Source organism: Ekhidna sp. (genome assembly GCF_965212185.1).
In the GTDB taxonomy this organism is placed as follows: Bacteria; Bacteroidota; Bacteroidia; order Cytophagales; family Cyclobacteriaceae; genus Ekhidna.
In genome coordinates this window covers 2707211-2723115 of sequence record NZ_OZ243102.1, presented here as the reverse complement: position 1 = coordinate 2723115, position 15905 = coordinate 2707211, and the positions used below count along the sequence as shown (strand labels likewise).

Here is a 15905-nt window from a genome sequence, read left to right as displayed (position 1 = left end):
GAATGAAGTTTTTGCAGAAAAAATTTGATGATCTAAAGCCCCTTTTTGAAAAAGGTGGGAAGTACGAAAAGTTCTACCCCATCTATGAGGGACACAGAACAATCTTTTTTTCTCCTGATATTATTACAGGAAAAAAAGGAACCCAGATAAAAGATGCGACAGACTTGAAGAGAGTCATGATGACGGTGATCATTGCCATGATTCCATGCCTCATTTTTGGTATGTGGAACGTTGGTCACCAGCATTTCTTAGCTACAGGAGTTGATGCAAGCCTTTTAGATAAATTCTGGATCGGCATACTAAAAGTAGTTCCTATCATTGTAGTTTCATACGGTGTAGGACTTCTGACAGAATTCACCTTTTGTGTGATTTACCAACGACCTGTTGAAGAAGGCTTTCTTGTTACAGGAATGCTGATTCCTCTGATCATGCCTGCAACGATTCCTTTATGGCAAGTTGCTCTTGCAACTGTTTTTGCAGTTATCATAGGAAAAGAAGTATTTGGTGGAACAGGTATGAATATTCTCAATGTGGCGCTCACAGCAAGGGTATTCTTATATTTTGCTTATCCTACTGATATTTCCGGAGACGTTTGGACATACTTTGGTGATAAAACACCTGTGGACGGCTTCTCTGGTGCTACAATTTTGGCGTACGGTGCTGAGGCAGCCGCCAATGGAACGAATATGCTTGAGTTGGCTGGAAATCACTGGTATTCAGGGATGTTTGATTTCTGGAATATGTTCGTAGGTATAATCCCAGGAAGTATCGGAGAGACTTCAGCGCTGATGTGTTTGATAGGGGCGATTGTTCTGATTGCTACTGGTGTTGGTAGCTGGAAGATCATGTTGAGCGTAGTGCTTGGAACATTATTTATGGGTGGCATTTTCAACTTAACCGGAGGTAATAGCTTCATGGAGATGCCAGCTTACTATCATTTAGTAATAGGTGGACTTGCATTTGGAGCAGTTTTTATGGCAACAGATCCCGTGAGTGCGTCCCATACTGAAGTTGGAAAGTGGATATACGGTTTCCTTATTGGTGTGATCACAGTTTTGATACGTGTGATTAATCCTGCCTACCCGGAAGGAATAATGTTGGCGATCTTATTTATGAATGTATTTGCGCCACTTATCGATTTTTACGTAGTAGAAGCAAACAAAAAAAGAAGATTAAAACGTGCGACAGTCTAATTTATATGTGATTCTTTTTGCCATCGGACTTACCGTGGTATTTGGAGGTGCACTATCCCTTACCTCAGTAGGGCTGAAGCCATTGCAAGACAAACAAGTCGAGCTAGATACCAAGAAAAAAATTCTTGGTGCAGTTATGGATATTTCTACCATTGAAGACCCCAATGAAATCCTTAGTATCTACAATGAGAAGGTGAAATCAATGGTGGTTGACATCAATGGAAATGAAGTGACCACCGATGCTAAAGGCAACCCAGTAGTTGCTGAGAAGGTAAACATTCAAAAAAACTATAAATTCGATCCTCAGGAGCGGATGTATCCTGTTTTTATGTTTAGCGAAAGCGGCGAAGGAGTGGATGCATACATATTCCCGACCTTCGGTGCTGGGCTTTGGGACTGGATCTCCAGTTACGTTGCTTTTGGAAGTGATCTAAATACGGTAAAGGGGATAGCTTTTGACCACAAAGGTGAAACACCAGGTCTAGGTGCAAGAATCACGGATCCAAAAGTACAAAACAGATATATAGGCAAAGAAATATTCAACGATCAAGGTGAATTGGTATCTATCACCATGGTTAAAGGCGAAGGTAACGCTGGTCTGACTGAACATCAAGTTGATGGAATGTCAGGTGCAACCATTACAGGTAAAGGCGTGAACGCAATGCTAGAAGCTTATTTGGAATGCTATTCAGCATTCATTCAGAAAACGAAATCTCAAAAAACAGCGAGTCTATGAGTACAGATATTGCAGAAGTATCCGAAGAATCGGCTGTAGCTCTTAAAACGAAAGAGCCTGCTGAAGCTTTACTATCTAAAAGGCGGAGACGAATTGTTTCTGACCCACTAAATGAAGACAATCCAATTACCGTTCAGGTACTTGGTATTTGTTCTGCTTTAGCTGTTACTGTACAGTTCAAGCCGACACTGATCATGTCTATTGCAGTGATCTTCGTAATTGTATTCTCGAATCTGATTACCTCATTGATGCGTAAATTCATCCCCAATAGGATCAGAATCATTGTACAACTTGCAATCATTGCTACCCTGGTGACTTTGGTTAGTGAGGTTTTGAAAGCATACAGCTACGATATGTATAAAGTGTTAGGTGCTTATGTTGGCCTCATCATTACAAATTGTATTGTAATGGGTCGCTTAGAGGCTTTCGCAATGGCTAACAAACCTTATGACTCTATTCTAGATGGATTTGGATCAGGATTTGGATATGCTTGGATAATCCTCGTTGTTGCATTTTTTAGAGAGTTGCTGGGCGGAGGAACTGTATTTGTAGGCACCCCGCTAGAATTTGATGTGTATGGATCCATAGGTGGGTTGCTTAACACCACACTACAAACCAATGGATTGATGGTTGATTCCATAGGAGCTTTTATGATCTTAGGAATTATTATTTGGATTCAAAGAACTAAAAACGGTTACGTAGAGCACTAAACGAAAAAACATGGAAGCTATTAATATCGCCGTTAAGGCAATTTTTATCGACAATATGGTTTTCGCATACTTCTTAGGTATGTGTTCTTTCCTGGCCGTATCAAAGAAAGTTAAAACAGCATTTGGATTAGGTCTTGCGGTCATCTTTGTGTTATCAATTACGGTACCTATCAATTGGTTAATCCAGGAGCGGATTCTTAAAGAAGGTGCATTATCCTGGATAGGTGCAGACTTTGCTTCAATCGATCTAACATTTCTTCAGTTTATTATTTTCATTGCAGTAATTGCAGCAATGGTACAATTGGTCGAGATGGTTATTGAGAAATTTTCTCCATCACTGTACGGATCATTAGGTATTTTCCTACCTCTGATAGCTGTGAATTGCGCAATTCTGGGGTCATCTCTATTTATGGTACAGCGTGATTACACGATAGTGGAAGCCACTGCTTTCGGATTCGGATCGGGTACAGGTTTCTTTTTGGCGATCATCGCCTTAGCTGCCATTCGAGAGCGACTAAAATATTCGCATGTTCCGGATGGTCTTAAAGGATTGGGAATAACCATGCTGATTACCGGATTGATGGGGCTAGCCTTTAAGTCTTTCATTGGAGTAGCACTCTAAAAAAATAATATTACAAAAAAGGGTGACTGTTCACCCTTTTTTTGTGTCTATATTTAAATGTGACACTTATTTTTTAAACTAATACTAAAATCGAATAACATGAAAAAAACATTAATCACATTATCACTCGTGTTCATTAGTGCAGTTGCATTTGGTCAGGCAGCTGTTGGTATAGGACTAAAGGGAGGAGCAAACTTTGCTAATGCAGATGTTGCAGATGTTAATACGGATGGAGTTACATCTTATCACCTTGGTGCATACGGGCTTATCAAGTTAGCGAATATTGGAATTCAACCAGAACTTTTATTCTCAAAGCAGGGTACTAGTGCTAGTGGAGATGATTTAGATCTTAGTTATGTAAACATCCCTGTGATGTTGAAATTTTATCTACCTGCTGGGCTAAATCTTCAAGCTGGACCACAATTCGGTATGCTTACCTCGGCTAAAGATGGAGATGGAGATGACATCAAAGAATCATTTAAAAACAGTGATTTAAGTGCTGCATTAGGAGCTGGATGGGATGCTCCATTTGGCCTGCAATTCACAGCGAGATATGTAATTGGTTTATCAGATATTAACGATGAGGCATTAGGCGGAGAGTTCAAAAACAAAACTTTTCAGCTTTCTATCGGATATACGCTATTTAAGCTAGGAAACTAGACTACAAAATATTTTTAAGGAAAGCCGAGGTGTTTTGCTTCGGCTTTTTTTGTTGGTTTAAAATTGTATTCGAATCCCAACTCTCTGATTTCAAGTTGATGAGAATTAACATTGCGGCTAAAGCAATACCAATCAGGATAAATAATAGTTGCTTACGATTATTCACGGTTAGGTTTTAGAAATAAAAACCGAATCTGCTCATACCCTTATTTACTGGCCATTTAACGACCAATCATATTCCTGAAAAGTAATTTGATAATCCTTGGCCACTTTACTGTATCGATACTTATTGACGTAATTGATTAAAGAGCCGGCATTGTCTACGAATTGATCAGTGTACCAGTCGAAGATTTTATTAAGCAAGACCGTTTTCTTAGCTTCATCCACATAAACATAGTTCGGTCTGTCTATTATTAGTTGTGCTCTAAACTCCAACTGCTCTTGCAACTTTACAGGGTAGAAAGCATTTTCATATAGATAGGGACAACTACGTGCCCCGCACCCAAGTGCAAAATGAATACGTGGATCTTTAGTCTCGGCAAAAAGTTTGCTGAACTCAATTTGATCCAGTGTTAGAGTTTCGTTAGCCACAGTAAAGGTTTGAATTTTGAAGAATCCTTTGATATCCATAGGACTATCTACCGGATAATTATCAACAATCTGTTTAATCACAAGAATATTATATGTGTTGATGAAAAATGCTGTTCGATGATCCTGTGAAGCACTTCTTAAATCGTACGAAGCGATGTTATCAACTAAGTCATTTAATCGTTGGGGGTCTTGTTTGAGACCTTCGTAATCGACCAGACCAAAGACTACTTTTTCGAGCAAGAACTGATTAAACTCATCAAAAAGTGTAGCAGTATCAGCTTTCTGTCCAAATGAAGGAGATACTATTAGTAAACTGTAAATTAGAATTAGGCTTCTCATAATGATCAAGGTATCTAAGCAAGAACGACAATTCACAACTTAGTTTTCATTACGAATTAAAATATTAGTAATAATGTATTGGCACTGACAAAAAACAATAAGTGTTTCCTATTTAAGTAAAGGACCAAAGACTTCCATGAATGGATCTTGATCTACAACAGTGTAATAGAAAATGGCTCCTAACCATCCGTGAAATAATCCCAACACATAAACATTCCTTTTTCTAAGGAAAATGTAAGAGTAGAACATCGAAAGAAAAAAAGTTCCAATTACCAACCACCAGTATGGGTAATGAAGTAGTCCGAATAAGGTTGATGTAAGTAGGATTATGGTTGATTTACTAAGTTTATTCTGGTCTTGAAGATTGCCTGCGAACAAACTCATTAGCAGGAATTGTTGAAGTATTCCAAATAGTGGGTAGAGAAGAAAAATGGGAATGAAATGCCAATGGATAAAGATTGAATTTTGCGAAAAACCAATGACAAAGCATCCAATTATTGAAATCATACCAAATGGTAAAACCATTGATAGCACTTCTTTAAAGTTGTCGATTCTAAATCCCCAGTGCTTCAGGGTTTCCGGAGACTTTTTAATTTTTTGAATTAAATACAGGCTCCAAAAAAGGAACATGATCACAATAAAAATCAAGCGCTGATTTAATAGATCATAGAAAATAAATTTTCCAAGTGATGTAATTACAACTGCTAATATTTCAAATTTTACTTGACTGGCTGGCATAAAAAATCTAATTCAGAATAGATGGCTTAACATTTATAATAAAAATCCGTTAAGTATGTAGAAAATGAAAATTACCCTATTTATGGTATTTCAAATAGCGGAACAATAGATTAACTTTCATGCAAGAATCGTTGCTAATTAAAATACTCACTACTAAAATTTATTCCTTATGGATTCTCAGCAAGTTATCACTAAGCTTCTAGTCCACATTGCTCTACAGGAGCAATTTAAGAATCGCGATGAAACCAAAATTTTCATTCCATTTTCGTTTGCTCACAAATTAGAAAAGGATATGAAAATTAAGACTTATCGAGACATACAATTCGGGGGGTATCGACTTGTTAGTGGCCCATTCAGCAATATATTAGCTTACAACAAGGTCAAGGATGCACAACTTGTTATGACAACTCATGGAGATATTGTGGAATCACCCACCTACTAATCCTCAGAAAGTGCATTAAATTCCTCACGTTTGCTGTTAAACCAAGCCTGCATGTCTTCTGGAGTTTTCATAAGATCTTTCATTTTTCGCATGGCATTAAGGTGTGCTTCATCACCTTTTTGAAACATTTCCATGCCATGCTTCTTACTTTTTTCCTCCATTTCTTCAAAAGTATCTGCCTGTAACTCTAAGTCACATGCTCCACCTAATTGTCTGCAAGTCATTGTTTTCATAATTCATATCTATTAACTAATAGAAAATTAGTCAATATAATTCATACGATCTGACAAAGTCCTGGTACTAAAAAACCCCATCCGATACTCGAATGAGGTCTATTGAAAAAAGCTTATCAATTTCTTGCGTATGGCTGCCGCTCAGCGGCCTAACAGAATTCTTCGTAAACCTGAACCAAATGATCAGCAATCATTTCAGCAGATCTACCTTCAATATGATGTCTCTCTACCATATGCACCAATTCCCCATCTTTAAACATCGCAATGGATGGGGAAGAAGGAGGAAATGGAAGCGTGAATTCTCTCGCTTTTTGAGTTGCTTCCGTATCAAATCCAGCGAAAACGGTGGTTAGGTTGTCAGGCTTTTTATCAGATTTTTCTAATGATAAAAGTACTCCTGGGCGACAAGTACCCGCTGCACAACCACACACAGAGTTTATGACCATCAAAGACGTTCCTTTATGATCAGTTAAATGCTTTTCTACTTCGCCAGCTGAAGTGAATTCTTGGAATCCATTTGCTGTAAGTTGAGCTTTCATCGGAGCTACTAATTCCGGTGGATACATATTCTTATTATTTAATTAGTTATTCAATTCAAGTTATTCCTACATAAACCCAAGCTCCAGCTTCGCCTCTTCAGACATCATGTCTGTGGCGTAAGGAGGATCAAAGGTTAATTCAATATTTACGTCATTCACTCCTTCAACTGCACGAACACTTGCTTCGATTTCACTTGGAATACTTTCAGCTGCAGGACAAGAAGGAGAGGTCAGTGTCATCACAATTTCAACATTGTTCACAGGAAGAATATTGATTTCATAGATCAACCCTAATTCATACACGTCTACTGGAATTTCAGGATCATAGACCTTCTTTATTGCTCGAACAATTTCCTCTTTAAGAGCTAATGTGTCGTTATTTGTCTTTGCTTCACTCATGACTCCTGTTTTGCTGTAAGTGCAAGTGCATACATTTTCATTTGCTTGATCATCGCTGCAAACCCATTCGATCTTTGAGTCCCAATAAACCTGTCCATACCAATTTGTTTTGGAAAATAAATCTCCGCCTGCATAACATCCTGCGGTGCAGATTGATTCAAAACGCGAACCAATAAACTCACCAATCCTTTGGTAATTGCAGTATTGGAATCTGCCTTGAACTGTACACGATCATTATCTAAACCAGCAGTCATCCAAACTTTCGATTGACAGCCTTTTACTATGTTATCTTCAATTCTTTCATCTTCAGGAAAAGACCCCAACTCATCCCCAAGTTCCATGATATAATCAAGCGTCATTTCCATGTCACCATCCAGCATGGAGAATTCTTCAATGATCTCTTCCTGACGTTGTTTGATTAAATCCATTATGAAAACTTCTTTACGATGTTATCCAATGCCTCACAAAAAACATCAATTTCTTTTTCAGTGTTGTAAACCGCAAAAGATGCTCTAACAGTTCCATCAATCCCTAAAAAGTCCATTAATGGCTGTGTACAATGATGTCCTGTTCGCACAGCGATTCCTCGTGCGTCTAAAAGCTGTCCCAAGTCGTATGGGTGTACATTATCGATTAAGAATGAGATGACACTAGCCTTATTTTTAGCTGTTCCAACGGGATTAAACCCCGGAATCTTTTTTAGTTTGTCATTTGCATACAGCAACAACTTGTGTTCGTACTCCTGAATAGCTTCATGACCAATTTCATCAATAAAGTCCATTGCAAACTTAAATGCAATCACCTCACCAATATTAGGTGTGCCTGCTTCAAACTTGTAAGGAATGTCATTGTATGTGGTGCCAGAAAAAGAAACATCCTTGATCATTTCACCACCACCCTGGTAAGGTGGCATAGCTTCCAATAAATCTCTCTTTCCATAAAGTATACCTACCCCGGTAGGGCCATACATTTTATGACTCGAAAGCGCTAAAAAATCACAATCTAAATCTTGAACATCAATTTTGACATGAGGTGCTGCTTGTGCTGCATCTATAAGGACTGTTGCGCCTACATCATGAGCAGCAGTGATCATTTCCTTCACTGGATTAATCGTTCCAAGTGAATTTGAGACGTAGTTTACAGCTACTAATTTCGTCTTAGCGTTGAGTAGTTTGAGATACTCGTCTTGAAGAATTTCACCTGCTGCATTAATAGGGATTACCTTGATTACCGCTCCAGTCTTTTCAGCCGCTAATTGCCATGGTACAATGTTGGAATGGTGTTCTAACTGTGAAATGAGAATTTCATCTCCTTCTTTTAAAAATTTGGTTGCCCAAGATTGTGCTACCAAATTAATACTCTCAGTGGTTCCTTTTGTGAAGATGATTTCATCAGCTTCTCCTGCATTGATAAACTGCTGGGCTCGTTCACGAGTTTCCTCAAATGCCTTAGTCGATCGTTCTGCTAATGTGTGAATGCCACGATGAATATTTGCATGATCTCTTTCATAAAATTTGATGAGAGCATCAACCACCACTTTTGCTGTTTGAGAAGAAGCAGCATTATCGAAATAAATCAAGGGTTTACCGTTGACCTCCTGATTGAGTACAGGGAACTGCTTCCTGATTCTATTTACATCTAATGTGGTAGCGATGTGGTTCATCCTGAAAGTTTTTGATCAATCAAACCTTGAATCTCATCTTTAATGGAATCGACTTTCACTTCATTCATTGTTTCAGTGGCGAAGGCATTGAGTATCATCGCTTTTGCGTTCTTTTCATCAATGCCTCTGGCTCTCAAATAAAAGATCGCATCTTCGTCCAATTGTCCGCAAGTACATCCATGAGAGCATTTCACATCATCCGCCCAAATTTCCAACTGTGGCTTGGTATGAAGTGTGGCTTCCTCCGACAAAAGAATGTTGTTATTAGACTGGAAGGCATTGGTTTTCTGCGCATCCTGTCTAACATATATCTTCCCATTGAAAACTCCAGTTGATTTTTCATCCAAGATACCTTTATACAACTCGTTGCTGAACGAATTCGGTTTTAAGTGATCGACTGAAGTATTATTATCCACATGCGATTTATTGTCCAATAGGAAGAGTCCATACATGTGTCCTTCACAATTTTCATCTTCGAGGTTTATGGTTAGGTTGTTTCGAACCATCGCTCCAGCAAATGAAAATGTACTGTTGTAAAAATGAGCATCTCTGCTTACATGAGCAAAAACTGTCTCATGGCTATATGTGCTCTGATTGTAATTTTGAATTTTGGTGTGATACCCAAATGCATTTTTTCCTACTGTGAACTCGATGTAAGAATTTGTAAAGGTCTTGGTTCCCTCAGGAGTAATTAGTTTCTCTACAATGCGAAAAGTATGCCCATCTTTTACTTTTACCTTGATACGTGGATTAGAGAGTCCATTGGTATTAAAGTGATAAATGAATACCGGATCATCGTAACCTGATTCTATATGAATTTCTTCTTTAGCATATGCCGCATTTAAAAGGCTGAAAGGATCATGTTTCCCTTCTGAGACTGTTACCACCTTAACATGAAGTTTGGTATCAATTTTTGAGTGTTCCTTTGAAAGCACGCCATTGATAAATACCAGATGACTTCCTTGCTCTTTGTAAAGCTTAGAAGAATCAAATGAGTTAGATCCCTCTGCAGTAAAATCGATGTTTTTCTCAAGGGTTGTAGTTATTGGAGTAAACTTGTAAGCCTCAGATTTTCTATGAGGAAGTCCTACCTCATTGAGCATTTCAAGTGCTTTCTTTTGCACTCCATTGCCCTGAAATGTACCGGTTAAATTTTCTAATATGGCAGGTTCTTTCATGATCATACTGCAGCTACTTCTTCTTTGATCCAATCGTATCCTTTTTCCTCAAGCTCAAACGCCAGGCTCTTATCTCCGGATTTCACAATTCTGCCATTATACAATACATGCACAAAATCCGGAATAATATAATCCAGTAGCCTTTGATAGTGAGTCACTACTATTGTGGCGGTTTTATCACTTTTAAGCGTGTTGACCCCATCAGCAACTATTTTCAAAGCATCAATATCTAGCCCAGAATCGGTCTCGTCAAGTATTGATAATTTCGGCTCAAGCATGGCCATCTGAAATATCTCATTTCTCTTCTTTTCACCACCTGAGAAACCTTCATTCAGTGATCGACTTAGCAACGCCTGATCAATATCTACAAGCTTCATCTTTTCTTTCATCAGCTTGAGAAAGTGTACAGCGTCCAATGCCTTTTCTCCACGAGCTTCTCTCACTTGATTAATGGCAGTTTTTAGAAAATTAGTAGTGGATACCCCTGGAATTTCTATAGGATACTGAAATGCTAGGAAGATCCCCTTTTGTGCCCTTTCTTCAGGACTCAATTCCAAAAGGTCTTCATTTTCAAAAGTTACTGACCCCTTGGTGATGTCATAGTCTTCTCTTCCAGCCAATACAGACGCTAATGTACTTTTCCCAGACCCATTTGGTCCCATGATGGCATGTACTTCACCTGCCTTGACTTCCAGGTCAATACCTTTTAATATTTCCTTATCCTCTATCGAGGCATGCAAATTTTTAATTGAAATCATACGTTTTATTGAGTTGATTATCCCACACTTCCCTCTAGGGTCAATGCCAATAGTTTTTGAGCTTCTACCGCAAACTCCATTGGGAGCTTGTTCATAACTTCTTTTGCAAATCCGTTTACAATCAGTGCAACGGCAGTCTCTTCATCTATGCCTCTTTGCTGGCAATAGAAAATCTGATCCTCGCCAATCTTAGAGGTTGTTGCTTCATGTTCTACTTGTGCAGATTTGTTCTTAATGTCGATATATGGGAATGTATGTGCACCACATTTGTCTCCCATGAGCAAAGAGTCACATTGAGAGAAATTTCTAGCGTTTTCTGCACGCTTCATAATTTCTACCTGACCTCTATAGCTATTTTGCGATTTTCCAGCTGAAATACCTTTTGAAACGATTCTAGATCGAGTGTTCTTACCCAAATGAATCATTTTCGTTCCAGTATCTGCCTGCTGATAATTATTGGTGACGGCAACCGAATAGAATTCACCAACAGAGTTATCCCCTTTTAGTATGCAAGAAGGATATTTCCATGTGACTGCTGATCCCGTTTCTACCTGCGTCCAGGATATTTTTGCGTGATCCCCCGCACAGATTCCTCGCTTGGTTACAAAATTGTAAATACCTCCTTTGCCGTTTTTATCACCTGGATACCAGTTTTGAACAGTAGAGTATTTTACTTCAGCATTTTTCGCAGCATATATTTCAACAACTGCTGCATGGAGCTGATTCTCATCCCTTTGAGGAGCGGTACAGCCTTCTAGATAGCTAACATAGCTATCATCTTCTGCCACAATTAATGTTCTTTCAAACTGACCAGTATTAGCTGCATTGATTCGGAAGTACGTGGAGAGCTCCATTGGGCATCTCACGCCTTTAGGAATGTAGCAGAATGATCCATCAGTAAATACAGCTGAGTTTAGCGCCGAAAAATAGTTATCAGCTACTGGCACAACAGATCCTAAATATTTTTTTACTAACTCCGGATGTTCCTGAACTGCCTCACTGAATGAACAGAATATCACGCCAAGTTCTGATAGCTTGTCTTTGAATGTGGTAGCAACCGAAACAGAATCAATGACAGCATCCACAGCAACACCTGTTAATCTTTTTTGTTCCTGCAGAGAAATACCCAGTCGCTCAAATGTTTTTAGTAATTCAGGATCTACTTCATCAAGGCTTTGTGGCTTTTTGTCCTGCTTAGGAGCAGAGTAATATCGAATGGCCTGATAATCAACTTTCGGGTAGTTGACGTTAGCCCAATTAGGTTCGGTCATTTTTTTCCACTGACTGAATGCTTTCAATCTCCATTCAAGAAGCCATTCTGGCTCTTCTTTCTTAGCGGAAATGAATCGAATGATATCTTCATTAATCCCCAAAGGAGCTTCATCAGCCTCGAAATCAACGGACCAGCCATGCTCATATTCTTTGGAGGTAAATTCTTCTATTATTTGTTCGTCAGTGCTCATCTAATACGCCTTCAATTCAAAGTGCAAAGGTACACCTTATTTATAGTAATTCTAAATAAGAACAATGAACTTACTAGAAGGTTCAGACTGATTATAAGATTCGCTAATCATTCAATAAGATTCTCAAATACTAAGTGTTTATTGACACTTTCTTCCAAAGAAATAAATGTCTCGGTACTTTCAATACCGTCTACTTTTTGTATTTTATCATGCAAGACATCCTTAAGGTGTTGTGTGTCTTTACAGTATATCTTGCAAAAGATATTATAGTTGCCTGTTGTATAGCGAATGGTTGCTATTTCGGGAATTTCTTTAAGTTCGGAAACTACTCGATCATACAAGGAGCTTTTCTCAAGGTAGATTCCTAAAAAGCAAGTAATGTCATAGCCCAACCTGCTGTAATCTATCTTAAGTGTGGTCCCCTTAACAATACCCATTTCTTCCATTTTTTTCATTCGAACATGAACTGTTCCCCCTGAAACAAAGACTTTTTTAGCCACTTCAGTGTAAGGCATCTTGGCATCTTCTGATAACATGTTCAGTATTTTCAGATCCACATTATCAATATCATAATTTTTACTCATTTCCGATAGGTGATTTTTAGAATTTTTAATTTAAAACGATTTAAATTGAATGAAATGTATTTATTCAACTAATTTATTGAATTTATTTCAATAAAAGTATCAAACTACTAAATTTGAATCATCAAAACACACTGTAGAGTGGTGAAACTGGCAGACATGCCCTCCTCTCTCGGGGGTGGAGATAAGGGATAAATCCCGGTATGTTCTCTCACGATTTGATATCGGGAGAGAACGCTTCGGGACTAACCGCTCCGTGGAGGTTCGAATCCTCCCTCTACAGCTTTTTGGGTTAATGTTGTTTATTTTGAAGGTCTTGGTAGGGGTGCCAAGACCTTTTTTTACTTTCAAACCTTTCTCAATAATGGTCTTCCCTTATCTTTATCGCATTTAAAATCAACATAGCCTAAGATGAAGAAACAGCCCTGGCATGATAGCTATCCGGAAGGAGTACAAAAAGAAATAAATCCAGACAATTATAAATCTCTACCAGAGATGGTAGAAGAGCGGATCGCTGATTATAACGACTTGGTAGCATTTGAAAATATGGGAAAGGAAATGACCTTTTCTGAGCTAGGTCGGGCGATAGATCAATTTGCCTCTTACTTACAAAACCATACCAACTTAAAACAGGGTGATCGAGTGGCAGTTCAAATGCCTAACCTATTGCAATATCCTGTTGCTCTTTATGGAGCTTTAAAGGCGGGAATGGTAGTTGTCAATACAAACCCTTTATATACACCAAGTGAGATGTTGCATCAATTCAATGACTCGGGTGCTAAAGCAGTAGTTATTGTTGAAAATTTTGCTAGCAATCTTGAGGAGATTCTTAAGGAAACGCAGATTGAGACTGTAATAGTCACTAAAATTGGCGATTTGATTGGAGGTTTGAAGGGTAGTATTGTCAATTTCGTTGTGAAGAGCATAAAAAAAATGGTGCCTGCATATAGCTTACCGGAGGCAATCAAATTTAAAGACGCTTTGAAATTAGGAGCTGAAAAAGCCCCAACTAAAGTTGTTATTGAAAGTTCAGAATTAGCCTTCTTACAATACACCGGAGGAACAACAGGTGTATCAAAAGGAGCCATGCTCACACATAAGAATGTCATCGCAAACATTGAGCAAGTGTGCGAATGGATGCTCCACGGCGGTCTAGAAGAGCGTAAAGAGATATTCATTACTGCGCTTCCAATGTATCACATTTTCGCGCTTACCTGCAATGCGTTGATGACCGTTCGAATTGGAGCTCGGAATGTTTTGGTCACTAATCCACGGGATATGAAGACCTTTCTTAAAGATTTGGGAAGGCATCAATGGACCATTTTGACAGGTGTAAATACCCTTTTTAACGGTTTGCTGAATCAGCCAAAATTTAAAGAAATAGATTTTTCAAAGGTCAAATTTTCATTCGCAGGTGGAATGGCTCTTCAAAAGTATGTGGCTGATAAGTGGCTAGAAGTTACTGGAACTCCCGTTTCGGAAGGATATGGTCTTACAGAAACATCACCAGTTTTAACTGCTAATCCGTTGCAAAAAGATGCAGAAACTGGTTTTATCGGTATGCCTATTCCAAGCACTGAAATTGTGATACTTGATGATGACGGCCAAGAATTGGCGACAGGAGAAAGAGGGGAATTGTGTGCGAGAGGTCCTCAGGTCTTCCAGGGATATTGGAATAGACCCGAAGAAACCAAGAATTGTTTTCATAATGATTGGTTCAAGACTGGAGATATTGCAGTCATGAACGAACAAGGCTTCTTTAAAATAGTTGACCGTAAGAAGGAAATGATTTTAGTGTCGGGCTTTAATGTTTATCCTAACGAAATTGAAGATTGCATTGCTTTACATGATAAGGTATTGGAAGTGGGAGCGATCGGCGTGCCGGATGCAAAATCAACAGAGGCTGTTAAAGTATATATAGTAAAGGGAGATGATAGCCTAACGGAGGAAGAGGTTAAAGAACATTGTGCTGAGCACCTTACTGGATATAAAAGACCAAAATATGTAGCTTTTATTGATGAACTCCCTAAATCTAATGTTGGCAAAATCTTAAGAAGGATATTGAAAGAAAACGATTTAAAAACCAATTCATATAGTTAAATGAAATTTAATCTACTTGTTTTACTCGCACTTATTTCAACAGCTACTTTTTCTCAGAATACAACCCAGACTGATACTACGTATTGGCGAATGGGAGGATCAAATTCACTCACTTTCTCTCAGGTTTCATTAACCAATTGGGCAGCAGGAGGGCAAAATTCGATTTCTATAAATGGAAATTTCAGCGCATTTGCAAATCGAGTTAAAGGTAGAGGGAAGTGGGAAAACTCGGTTGATCTGGCATACGGATTGATTAAACAAGGTGAATTTGATTTTAGCAAATCTGACGACTTAATTAACCTGGCCACTAAGTATAGTTATAAGGTCAATAAGGATAATGGTAAATGGTTTTACACCGCGTTATTGGATTTCAGGACACAGTTTGATGAGGGGTTTGAAACACCTAAAGAAATCAAAAAAATATCGAACTTTATGGCACCAGGGTATCTTACCGTTGGTACGGGTATCGCCTATGATCCAAATGAGAATTTAAGTTTCGCACTTCAGCCACTTACAGGAAAATTTACTTTTGTCCTTGATCAGGAACTTGCTGATGCTGGAAGATATGGAGTAGACCCAATAGTCTATAATGCTGATAGCTCTCAAGTAATCTCTGAAGGTGAAAATGTGCTTGCTGAGTTCGGTGCATATTTTAGAGCAAAATACAAGAATGATGTGTTTGAAAGTAAATTGGAACTTTTTACTGGATATACACATAGTCAAGGGAATATTGATGTGAATTGGCAGAATGCATTGGTATTAAATGTGACTAAAGCACTTACGATGAATGCGTTTACCCAACTCATTTATGATAAGGATATTCTAATTGGAGTAGACGATGATGGAGATGGAGAAATTGATGAGGGTACTGAAAAGCCAAGAGTACAATTCAAAAGCGTTCTTGGGGTTGGTCTTACATATAAGTTTGGTAAACAGAAGAAGCAATAATCATTTAATCGA

The 15905-nt window shown here is 38.4% G+C and carries 19 protein-coding genes; 8 read left to right on the top strand and 11 right to left on the bottom strand.

Going from position 1 to position 15905, the window contains the following annotated elements; translation table 11 throughout:
* The first annotated feature begins 2 nt into the window (after positions 1–2).
* The 5 genes from ACOMC3_RS11615 to ACOMC3_RS11595 all read left to right on the top strand — a co-directional run bounded on the left by ACOMC3_RS11615 (position 3) and on the right by ACOMC3_RS11595 (position 3921).
* Complete coding sequence (locus ACOMC3_RS11615) at positions 3–1193, top strand: NADH:ubiquinone reductase (Na(+)-transporting) subunit B (RefSeq protein ID WP_420316056.1); 1191 nt, start codon at positions 3–5, stop codon at positions 1191–1193.
* Positions 1180–1929 carry an NADH:ubiquinone reductase (Na(+)-transporting) subunit C gene (gene nqrC / locus ACOMC3_RS11610; RefSeq protein ID WP_420316055.1) on the top strand — a complete coding sequence of 250 codons (750 nt, stop codon included), beginning with the start codon at positions 1180–1182 and terminating at the stop codon, positions 1927–1929. Before ACOMC3_RS11615 ends, nqrC begins: the two co-directional genes overlap by 14 nt.
* Entirely contained in the window at positions 1926–2639 is a 714-nt protein-coding gene (locus ACOMC3_RS11605; RefSeq protein WP_420316054.1) for an NADH:ubiquinone reductase (Na(+)-transporting) subunit D, read from the top strand. The genes nqrC and ACOMC3_RS11605 overlap by 4 nt, the downstream gene beginning before the upstream one ends.
* Before the next feature lie 10 nt (positions 2640–2649).
* Positions 2650–3261, top strand: coding sequence for an NADH:ubiquinone reductase (Na(+)-transporting) subunit E (gene nqrE / locus ACOMC3_RS11600; protein WP_420316053.1), 612 nt, complete (start codon positions 2650–2652; stop codon positions 3259–3261).
* A gap of 99 nt (positions 3262–3360) precedes the next feature.
* On the top strand, positions 3361–3921 hold the full coding sequence (locus ACOMC3_RS11595) for a porin family protein (RefSeq protein ID WP_420316052.1): 561 nt from the start codon (positions 3361–3363) through the stop codon (positions 3919–3921).
* A gap of 210 nt (positions 3922–4131) precedes the next feature.
* On the opposite strand, the gene ACOMC3_RS11590 is transcribed toward ACOMC3_RS11595, so the two are convergent.
* On the bottom strand, positions 4132–4851 hold the full coding sequence (locus ACOMC3_RS11590; RefSeq protein WP_420316051.1) for a DUF547 domain-containing protein: 720 nt from the start codon (positions 4849–4851) through the stop codon (positions 4132–4134).
* A 108-nt stretch (positions 4852–4959) separates the two neighbouring features.
* Positions 4960–5589: a type II CAAX prenyl endopeptidase Rce1 family protein gene (locus ACOMC3_RS11585; protein ID WP_420316050.1), complete on the bottom strand. Its 630-nt coding sequence runs from the start codon at positions 5587–5589 to the stop codon at positions 4960–4962.
* A 169-nt stretch (positions 5590–5758) separates the two neighbouring features.
* Between ACOMC3_RS11585 and ACOMC3_RS11580 the strand changes: the two genes are divergently transcribed.
* On the top strand, positions 5759–6031 hold the full coding sequence (locus tag ACOMC3_RS11580; protein WP_420316049.1) for a hypothetical protein: 273 nt from the start codon (positions 5759–5761) through the stop codon (positions 6029–6031).
* On the opposite strand, the gene ACOMC3_RS11575 is transcribed toward ACOMC3_RS11580, so the two are convergent.
* From ACOMC3_RS11575 to ACOMC3_RS11535, 9 genes are all read right to left on the bottom strand, one after another.
* Positions 6028–6264, bottom strand: coding sequence for a DUF1059 domain-containing protein (locus tag ACOMC3_RS11575; protein WP_420316048.1), 237 nt, complete (start codon positions 6262–6264; stop codon positions 6028–6030). The two genes, ACOMC3_RS11580 and ACOMC3_RS11575, sit on opposite strands and share 4 nt — an antisense overlap.
* 149 nt (positions 6265–6413) lie before the next feature.
* A complete protein-coding gene (locus ACOMC3_RS11570; RefSeq protein ID WP_420316047.1) occupies positions 6414–6830 on the bottom strand; it encodes a BrxA/BrxB family bacilliredoxin in 417 nt (138 codons plus the stop codon).
* Positions 6831–6869: 39 nt separating this feature from the next.
* On the bottom strand, positions 6870–7202 hold the full coding sequence (locus ACOMC3_RS11565; RefSeq protein ID WP_420316046.1) for an iron-sulfur cluster assembly protein: 333 nt from the start codon (positions 7200–7202) through the stop codon (positions 6870–6872).
* Positions 7199–7630, bottom strand: a complete 432-nt coding sequence (locus ACOMC3_RS11560) for a SufE family protein (RefSeq protein WP_420316045.1) — start codon at positions 7628–7630, stop codon at positions 7199–7201. Before ACOMC3_RS11560 ends, ACOMC3_RS11565 begins: the two co-directional genes overlap by 4 nt.
* Entirely contained in the window at positions 7630–8865 is a 1236-nt protein-coding gene (locus tag ACOMC3_RS11555) for an aminotransferase class V-fold PLP-dependent enzyme (RefSeq protein WP_420316044.1), read from the bottom strand. The genes ACOMC3_RS11560 and ACOMC3_RS11555 overlap by 1 nt, the downstream gene beginning before the upstream one ends.
* Complete coding sequence (gene sufD / locus ACOMC3_RS11550; RefSeq protein ID WP_420316043.1) at positions 8862–10043, bottom strand: Fe-S cluster assembly protein SufD; 1182 nt, start codon at positions 10041–10043, stop codon at positions 8862–8864. The genes ACOMC3_RS11555 and sufD overlap by 4 nt, the downstream gene beginning before the upstream one ends.
* Positions 10044–10045: 2 nt before the next feature.
* On the bottom strand, positions 10046–10801 hold the full coding sequence (sufC, locus tag ACOMC3_RS11545) for a Fe-S cluster assembly ATPase SufC (RefSeq protein ID WP_420316042.1): 756 nt from the start codon (positions 10799–10801) through the stop codon (positions 10046–10048).
* 17 nt (positions 10802–10818) lie between these two features.
* Positions 10819–12264 (bottom strand): Fe-S cluster assembly protein SufB, encoded by a 1446-nt coding sequence (gene sufB, locus ACOMC3_RS11540; RefSeq protein WP_420316041.1) that lies wholly within the window; start codon positions 12262–12264, stop codon positions 10819–10821.
* Between the two features lie 107 nt (positions 12265–12371).
* Entirely contained in the window at positions 12372–12848 is a 477-nt protein-coding gene (locus ACOMC3_RS11535; protein ID WP_420316040.1) for an Lrp/AsnC ligand binding domain-containing protein, read from the bottom strand.
* A 408-nt stretch (positions 12849–13256) separates the two neighbouring features.
* On the opposite strand from ACOMC3_RS11535, the gene ACOMC3_RS11530 reads away from it, so the two are divergent.
* Both ACOMC3_RS11530 and ACOMC3_RS11525 read left to right on the top strand, forming a co-directional pair.
* Entirely contained in the window at positions 13257–14945 is a 1689-nt protein-coding gene (locus ACOMC3_RS11530) for an AMP-binding protein (RefSeq protein ID WP_420316039.1), read from the top strand.
* On the top strand, positions 14946–15893 hold the full coding sequence (locus ACOMC3_RS11525; RefSeq protein ID WP_420316038.1) for a DUF3078 domain-containing protein: 948 nt from the start codon (positions 14946–14948) through the stop codon (positions 15891–15893).
* The last annotated feature ends 12 nt before the right edge of the window (positions 15894–15905 follow it).

Coding starts and splice junctions, on each gene's coding strand:
- ACOMC3_RS11615 (WP_420316056.1), top strand. CDS start 3: ATGAAGTTTTTGCAGAAAAAATTTGATGATCTAAAGCCCCTTTTTGAA.
- ACOMC3_RS11605 (WP_420316054.1), top strand. CDS start 1,926: ATGAGTACAGATATTGCAGAAGTATCCGAAGAATCGGCTGTAGCTCTT.
- nqrE (WP_420316053.1), top strand. CDS start 2,650: ATGGAAGCTATTAATATCGCCGTTAAGGCAATTTTTATCGACAATATG.
- ACOMC3_RS11595 (WP_420316052.1), top strand. CDS start 3,361: ATGAAAAAAACATTAATCACATTATCACTCGTGTTCATTAGTGCAGTT.
- ACOMC3_RS11590 (WP_420316051.1), bottom strand. CDS start 4,851: ATGAGAAGCCTAATTCTAATTTACAGTTTACTAATAGTATCTCCTTCA.
- ACOMC3_RS11585 (WP_420316050.1), bottom strand. CDS start 5,589: ATGCCAGCCAGTCAAGTAAAATTTGAAATATTAGCAGTTGTAATTACA.
- ACOMC3_RS11580 (WP_420316049.1), top strand. CDS start 5,759: ATGGATTCTCAGCAAGTTATCACTAAGCTTCTAGTCCACATTGCTCTA.
- ACOMC3_RS11575 (WP_420316048.1), bottom strand. CDS start 6,264: ATGAAAACAATGACTTGCAGACAATTAGGTGGAGCATGTGACTTAGAG.
- ACOMC3_RS11570 (WP_420316047.1), bottom strand. CDS start 6,830: ATGTATCCACCGGAATTAGTAGCTCCGATGAAAGCTCAACTTACAGCA.
- ACOMC3_RS11565 (WP_420316046.1), bottom strand. CDS start 7,202: ATGAGTGAAGCAAAGACAAATAACGACACATTAGCTCTTAAAGAGGAA.
- ACOMC3_RS11560 (WP_420316045.1), bottom strand. CDS start 7,630: ATGGATTTAATCAAACAACGTCAGGAAGAGATCATTGAAGAATTCTCC.
- ACOMC3_RS11555 (WP_420316044.1), bottom strand. CDS start 8,865: ATGAACCACATCGCTACCACATTAGATGTAAATAGAATCAGGAAGCAG.
- sufD (WP_420316043.1), bottom strand. CDS start 10,043: ATGAAAGAACCTGCCATATTAGAAAATTTAACCGGTACATTTCAGGGC.
- sufC (WP_420316042.1), bottom strand. CDS start 10,801: ATGATTTCAATTAAAAATTTGCATGCCTCGATAGAGGATAAGGAAATA.
- sufB (WP_420316041.1), bottom strand. CDS start 12,264: ATGAGCACTGACGAACAAATAATAGAAGAATTTACCTCCAAAGAATAT.
- ACOMC3_RS11535 (WP_420316040.1), bottom strand. CDS start 12,848: ATGAGTAAAAATTATGATATTGATAATGTGGATCTGAAAATACTGAAC.
- ACOMC3_RS11530 (WP_420316039.1), top strand. CDS start 13,257: ATGAAGAAACAGCCCTGGCATGATAGCTATCCGGAAGGAGTACAAAAA.
- ACOMC3_RS11525 (WP_420316038.1), top strand. CDS start 14,946: ATGAAATTTAATCTACTTGTTTTACTCGCACTTATTTCAACAGCTACT.